Source organism: Oleiphilus sp. HI0067, from assembly GCF_001635735.1.
The window spans coordinates 1-1,108 of sequence record NZ_LWFI01000090.1 but is presented as its reverse complement, the minus strand read 5'-3'; the positions used below and the strand labels follow the sequence as shown (position 1 = coordinate 1,108).

At 47.5% G+C, this 1,108-nt stretch carries 1 protein-coding gene; it reads left to right on the top strand.

Annotation, left to right across the window (positions count from 1 at the left end; genetic code table 11):
• The coding region (dapD, locus tag A3739_RS01330; protein WP_369821071.1) for a 2,3,4,5-tetrahydropyridine-2,6-dicarboxylate N-succinyltransferase at window positions 1-1,013 on the top strand (1,013 nt) is incomplete at its 5' end.
• Between the last annotated feature and the right edge of the window lie 95 nt (window positions 1,014-1,108).

Genomic DNA, 1,108 nt, shown 5'->3' with positions numbered 1-1,108 from the left:
TAGCAATTGGCCTAGGTGTAGGCTCAAAAAACGCAAATGGCGAATGGCTTGATACGTTATTCCCAGCTCCGCTATATCAACCTGAGCAAGGCCTTGTTGACGCACTTCTCTCTACATTAGGTTTAGATGGCGGAAACCAGACGCTGACACTCACTGCGGAGCAAACGCAGCTTATCGCTGACACCCACGCACTCGGCGAGCTATCTGTTGTTGCAGAAAAACTAAGAAGCTCAGAAAACCCTGTCGCTCTCGTTATTATTGAAGAAGATACGACAGCATCGAGCACACCAGAGGTGTACTTAAAGCTACACCTTATCTCTCATCGTCTAGTGAAGCCTCACGGCATCAAGCTCGACGGAATCTTTGGTCTACTTCCTAACGTCGCATGGACAAACGAAGGCGCAATCGACTTAGCAGAATTACCACAACGCCAACTTGAAGCGCGTATGCAAGGTAAAGTCATTGAAGTGAAGTCTGTCGACAAATTCCCACAAATGACCGACTATGTGGTTCCTTCTGGTGTTCGTATTGCTGATGCGGCGCGCGTTCGTCTCGGCGCTTATATCGGTGAAGGCACCACCATTATGCACGAAGGTTTTGTTAACTTTAACGCTGGCACCGAAGGCACTTCAATGGTTGAAGGCCGTATTTCGGCGGGCGTTATGGTCGGTAAAGGCTCTGACCTTGGCGGCGGCTGTTCGACAATGGGCACGCTATCAGGCGGTGGTAATATCACCATTTCGGTTGGTGAAAGCAGCTTAATCGGTGCAAATGCAGGTATCGGTATTCCACTAGGCGATCGCTGTACTGTTGAGTCTGGGCTATATATCACAGCAGGTACAAAAGTTGTGATGCTAGACGCTGATGGAAATGAAGTTGAAACAGTTAAAGCGAGAGACCTTGCCAATAAAGCAGACTTACTATTCCGACGTAACTCTGCTAACGGTCGTGTTGAGTGTTTAACTAACAAGACCGCAATTGAGCTTAACGAAGCGCTTCACGCGAACAATTAAGCTTTAATAGATAGGGGCAGCTTAATGCCCCTTCTTCAAGTGATATTTATATTCATACAAAGAGCTTCTGATGCCAGATATCAACACGCCCACTA